This is a genomic window from Microcoleus sp. T2B6, assembly GCF_036700475.1.
Classification (GTDB): domain Bacteria; phylum Cyanobacteriota; class Cyanobacteriia; order Cyanobacteriales; family Microcoleaceae; genus Microcoleus.
This window is the reverse complement of the sequence record NZ_JAUBOZ010000174.1, coordinates 1-5,385: the sequence shown is the minus strand read 5'-3', so window position 1 is coordinate 5,385 and position 5,385 is coordinate 1. Positions and strand designations below refer to the sequence as shown.

At 50.7% G+C, this 5,385-nt stretch carries 2 protein-coding genes; one reads left to right on the top strand and one right to left on the bottom strand.

Translation table 11 applies throughout. From position 1 onward, the window contains the following. Positions 1–203 precede the first annotated feature (203 nt). Positions 204–1,202 (bottom strand): hypothetical protein, encoded by a 999-nt coding sequence (locus QUA00_RS35270; RefSeq protein WP_333413176.1) that lies wholly within the window; start codon positions 1,200–1,202, stop codon positions 204–206. 1,718 nt (positions 1,203–2,920) lie between these two features. Here QUA00_RS35270 and QUA00_RS35265 point away from each other — a divergent pair. Beyond that, the gene (locus tag QUA00_RS35265) at positions 2,921–5,287 is read left to right on the top strand and encodes a ribonuclease R family protein (RefSeq protein WP_333413174.1); all 2,367 of its coding nucleotides are present in this window, start codon (positions 2,921–2,923) and stop codon (positions 5,285–5,287) included. The last annotated feature ends 98 nt before the right edge of the window (positions 5,288–5,385 follow it).

The following is a 5,385-nucleotide window of genomic DNA, read 5'->3' as shown; positions in this document are numbered from 1 at the left end:
GGGCGAGAAACCGGGTTTTTTACCCTAATCTTTGGTTCTCAACCTTAATCTCTGTAAAAAACCCGGTTTCTTTAATCCGGGAGCAACGGGGGGCGAGAAACCGGGTTTTTTACCCTAATCTTTGGTTCTCAACCTTAATCTCTGTAAAAAACCCGGTTTCTTTAATCTAATAGCCTCCAGCGCCTTGTTTTGTTGCCGAATTACTAGGGCAAAGATTCGAGATATTGCAGGAAGTCGAACAATTCTTCTCGATTTAAGAAGTGCCGCGCTTCTTTGCCATAACCTTGTTTGAGATAATCTTTTCCTTGGTTGGGAGTCCAGCCCAACCGCTTGATTTCCTCAGTAGTTCTGCTGTAGATTTCCAGATATTCTAGGAAATCTACCAACTGTTCGCTAGAAAGCTCTCTCTGCGACGACTTGCCGTAATTGTGTTCGAGACAGTCGCTTTCCTGTTTTTTCTTCCATTGCAGGCGTTTGAGGATGGCGTCTATTTGGGCGATCGTATCAGAATTATCCTCGATCGCATCGCTGGGGATTCCCACTGCGATCGGTTGCAATTCCCTGACTTCGGCCGCACCCTGTAGCAGTTCACTTTGGCTAGAAGTCGGCACCTCCAGTTCCTGAAGTGGTTCGCCGTAGCTAGAAGAAAGCCAAGCGTCTGAGTCTAACTGCTTTGGTACAAACCCAGTAGCCTCGACGCGATCGACCGTTGGCGGCAGCGGTGCAGGTACAGGTGCGATCGGCTCTTCATTTAATTTCGCTTCAGTCTTGACAAAATTGCTTTGATGTGATTCAGGCAATTTGTCAGCAACAGGCATTTCTAGAACCGGAAGAGGTACACTTGTCGGCCCAACAGGAACCGGAACAGCAGGAGGAGGGGGAGGGGCAACAGCAGCAACCGGGGAAACGGCAGGAGGAGGGGGAACAGCAGCAACCGAAGCAACCGGAGCAACCGGAGCAACCGGAGCCGGATCAACACTCACGATCGCACGATCGGGCGCAGCAGATCCAAGAACAGCGATCGCTCGCAACCGGGCACGGTCTTCAGCATCCTCAACAGACTCAGCAGCCGACATAGCCGTAGCCAGAGTTTTGCCGTCAACCTGAACCATACAGCGAACAACAAACTTACCGTGATGAACAGTCAGCAACTCACAAATTAACTGTCCAGCGGGATAAAGGGCGCGAAATTCAGCAAACATAGTTTTTTGACCCCGAAACCAGAAGGGGCTTATGACGTGAACAAACCTGACGGTCAACTGAGTACAGTTAGACCGCAGGCTTCTTTTTCCTTTTTTTCAAAGGCTTTTTATAGTGAGGTAGTTCCACCCCCACTTGCTAATATAGTATCAGAGTATTTCCAGATCATCTTGGGCTATAAAAGAATAATTGTCGCTTTGGGTACCTACACCCGACGAGCCTTTGATCACGCGGGCGTAATTCCCAACGGGGTACGGGGCCCAGCGCTCAGATTAATCCCCTCTAAATATACCGAGGGACTTCCCGGCTGGTAGTTAAGTTTAGTACACAACCACGCATTAGTTGCTTGATTCTTCAACATTTGTTGAAAACGTGAGGGCGATCGTGTAAGCCCAGGTGCTTCTCATTCTTACAGACAAGTTTGATGAAATTCTTGCGGGGAGTAGGGGTTGGGCGTCAATCGATTTTAGATTTTAGATTTTAGATTTTAGATTTAAGCATTGACCCCACGGATAAATTCGGGGGCTCCTTTATCGGATACAGGTTTTTTATTTCTGGACGGATCAATCCGGGGGCTTGTATCCTGGATGCTTTCGGTCACACCCGCCCAAAAAGACAATTGAAATGCCCAACAGCTTAACAGAAAGCGACTCCGCAAGCTCGATCGTCCCAGAGATCGCGAAAATTTTTAAAATTACCCCAGGTCACGCTTGGCTCAACAACAGCTCAGAGAAAACAATTTTCTGAAAGCACCTATTCAACATACAATAAATTAAAGGTGAATCATCCGCGCAACCTTACACGCCACTAAACCCCATCCCACATCCGGCAGTTTAAGCTAACAAGCACCGGGCGTCATTTCTACCTATAGGAGATGACACAGCAACTAAGCAAAAGTAGTAAAAGTCTCCGGTTTTGTGTACCTGCACTTTCTACAGCACAGATTGCTCCCGACCCGCTCGTTGCACCTCCGTCCGCAAGGACTGATCGCGTGCAAAAAAACAGGGGCATCGCAGCAGCGAGCTACTAGCAATTTTGCCTTAAAGATCCGGTAAATTCTTTGCTAAAGCAAGAAGCAAGAGGCACTTCAAAAGGAAGAAGGAACAAGGCAGAAGGAACAAGGTAGAAGGAAGAAATGCAAATTTTATCCCTCTCCATGCCTCCATCGGCTCATCCTCGACTCAAGCCGTCGCTTTCAGTATCGAGCCATCTTTTAAGAACCGACAGGGGCTTTCTAATTTGCGAAGTGCTCGGCGCTGCTGACCTAAAAGCAAACAAACCAACGCTAAAAAATTGTATTGGGGAATAGCGTGCGGGACAGTTGTCTGCACCGTCAGCAGTCAGTTCAAGACAGACAGCAGACAATTCGCACGAAGCCGGTGTCGGGAGAGAATCTCAAAAAAACCTCGCGATCAAACAAGGTGGCTGTGCTCGCGTCTCCACCTATTAACCCGCGCATTTGTTGGGAAGCAGGCACTGCGAGGGCCCGAGGGGGTGCGGCTGATTCATTCTCTTGTAGGGGCAATCCCCCCGTGGTTGCCCCCATATCTGAAACCCCGACCCGCTCGTCTATGGGCTGGGCGGGCACGGGGAGTAGGGGTCGCACCGCCCCTACAAAACCCTGGTTTTTCTGAGAATGAAACAGCCCTGGGCCCGAGGGGGTGCGGCTGATTTCGCCAAAATTAGACTAATTGCTGGAAACAAGAGGATCGATCGCTACATGGAATTTTCTATCGCTGCACTGCTGGCAAATTTTACAGAAGACAAATTAGTGGCTCCTAAAGCATTGGAGAAAAAACTCGACTGCAACGACGCCACCAGTCAACTCAAACTTCAAATCGCATTAGAAGCTCTAGAGAAAATTGGCATATTAGTCAAAGACAAAGGCCGCTATCGCCGAGTAGCTGAAGACGACGTAGTAGAAGCAAAACTGCGCTGTTCGAGCAAAGGATTTTGCTTTGCAATTCAAGACGCCGAAGGCTCAGAAGACGTTTATGTGCGGGAAAGTCACCTCTCGACAGCTTGGAATGGCGATCGAGTCTTAGTCAAAATTATCAAAGAAGGTAGTCGCCGCCGATCGCCCGAAGGCGAAGTCATGCTCATCCTCGAACGCGCCAACCCCTCGGTACTCGCGCGAGTCAAGCAAACCGCCACCCCCACCGGCCGCGTCAGCTACAGAGCAATCCCCCTGGACGATCGCCTGTTGTTTGAACTAGACTTGCTCGCAAACGGCACAAATCTCCAAGAGGCGATCGACCACCTAGTACACGTCGAAGTCAAACGCTACCCCCTCGGCACCCATCGGCCAGTCGGCAAAGTAGTACAGGTACTCGGTTCCGACGCCGAAGCCGCTGACGACCTCGACATCGTATGCTGCAAACACGACTTGCCGCGATCGTTCCCCGCCGCAGTCATCAAAGCAGCCGAAAATTTGCCCAGCAAAGTCAAAAAAACCGACATCAAAAAACGCCTAGATTTGCGTAACATTCTGACTGTTAGCTTCAGCAAAAACGAACCGGGAACAAGCAACAGCGAAAACGATACCCCTCGATCCCAGGAGGAAAATCTCTCCGAAGGAGGAGGCGAAAACGAGTTCGATCCGACATCATTCCTCTCCGATCCGCCAGTGGAACGCGCTTTGTCGATCGAAACCCTAAAGCCCGGCCGCTGGCAAATAGGAATCCACATCAGCGATGCCGCCGAGTACGTGCAGCCAGAAACCCCGATCGACCGCGAAGCCCGCAAGCGAGGCACCGCCGCCCATCTGGGAGAAAAAATCATCGCCGTACTGCCAGAAACCCTCAACGAGCGCTGCTCCCTCCTGCCAGACAGCGAACGGCTGGCCTTCAGCATACTGCTCACCCTCGACCAATCAGGAGAACTCCTAGAATACGAGATTCAAACCAGCGTCATTCAAATTGACTACCACCTCACCTACGAGCAAGCTCAAGCAATTCTCGAACCAGGCGATGCCGAAGAGCACCCTTTATCCTCCGCCCTCCGTCCTTTCCTAGATCAACTCGGTGCCGCCTCACAGGCTGCCAGACAGACAAGGCTCAAGCGAGGAGCTTTTGAACTAAATTTGCCCGATGCTAACTCTCACTTCGACGACGAAGGCGAATTAGGAGCTTTTGCAACGGCTCCCCCCGCCCAGTCGGCTGTCTCCGAGTTGATGGTACTTGCCAACCAAGCCGTCGCCACTCACCTGCAAGCCTTGGGAGTCCCAGCAATTTACCGCGTCCAGCCGATGCCAGACCCGGCAGACATTCAAGAGTTCATCAAACTCTCCAACAACCTCGGAGGCGAACTGTATCTCGAAACCGAAGAAGAAGTTTTGCCCTTGGACTTTCAGCGATTTACCCAGCAGTTTGCCGGCCTTAAGTCCGAAAGAGTTCTCACCTACCTGCTAGAAGACACCATGAAGCCCGCTGTTTACAGCACAACTCCCAAGCCACACTTCGGTTTGGGACTGTCAGAGGGTTACACGCGCTGCACTTCGCCACTTTCCCGCTACGCCGATTTGCTGGTACTGCGGGTGTTGCAAGCGGTGTTCGAGCAAGGCCGCAGCAGCCGCACAACACGGGCTAAGGAAAAAGTTGACTTGCACCATTCCTCCTGTCACGGTCAAATTACTTGGAATGTTCTCCCGCCAGATTTGCACCACGAATTTGAGACGGAGTTTGCATCGGTAGTAGTACATCTAACCGAACGCGAAAGAGTTGCTGAGGATGCCGAAAGCGATTTGCAGGGATTGAAGAAAACCGGATTGATGAAAGAACGCACCGGTCAAACTTTCCAGGGTTTGATTACAGGTGTGCAGTCTTACGGTTTCTTTGTGGAAATTGAGGTGCGGCCGCCGGAGAGTGACATCCTGCGAGTTGAGGGATTGGTGCACGTTTCTTCGCTAAAGGATGACTGGTACGAGTATCGATCGCGCCAGCAAACTCTAGTGGGTCGCAAAAACCGCAATCAGTACCGTTTGGGCGATCGGGTAGAAGTTCAAGTCAAGAGTGTTGATTACTACCGCCAGCAAATTGATTTAGTTGCAGTTGGCGGCGGCAGTCAAGCTTTTGATGATGATGAGTAGTTAGTTGATAGTTGATAGTTGATATAGCAATCCTGAATCATTTGTAAAAATATGTAGGGGTAGTGCTACCCCTACTCCCCGTGCCTACCCCAGTCAAG

Bases quoted from the DNA above. Each gene is read 5' to 3' on its own strand.
- QUA00_RS35270 (WP_333413176.1), bottom strand. From the start codon at position 1,202: ATGTTTGCTGAATTTCGCGCCCTTTATCCCGCTGGACAGTTAATTTGT.
- QUA00_RS35265 (WP_333413174.1), top strand. From the start codon at position 2,921: ATGGAATTTTCTATCGCTGCACTGCTGGCAAATTTTACAGAAGACAAA.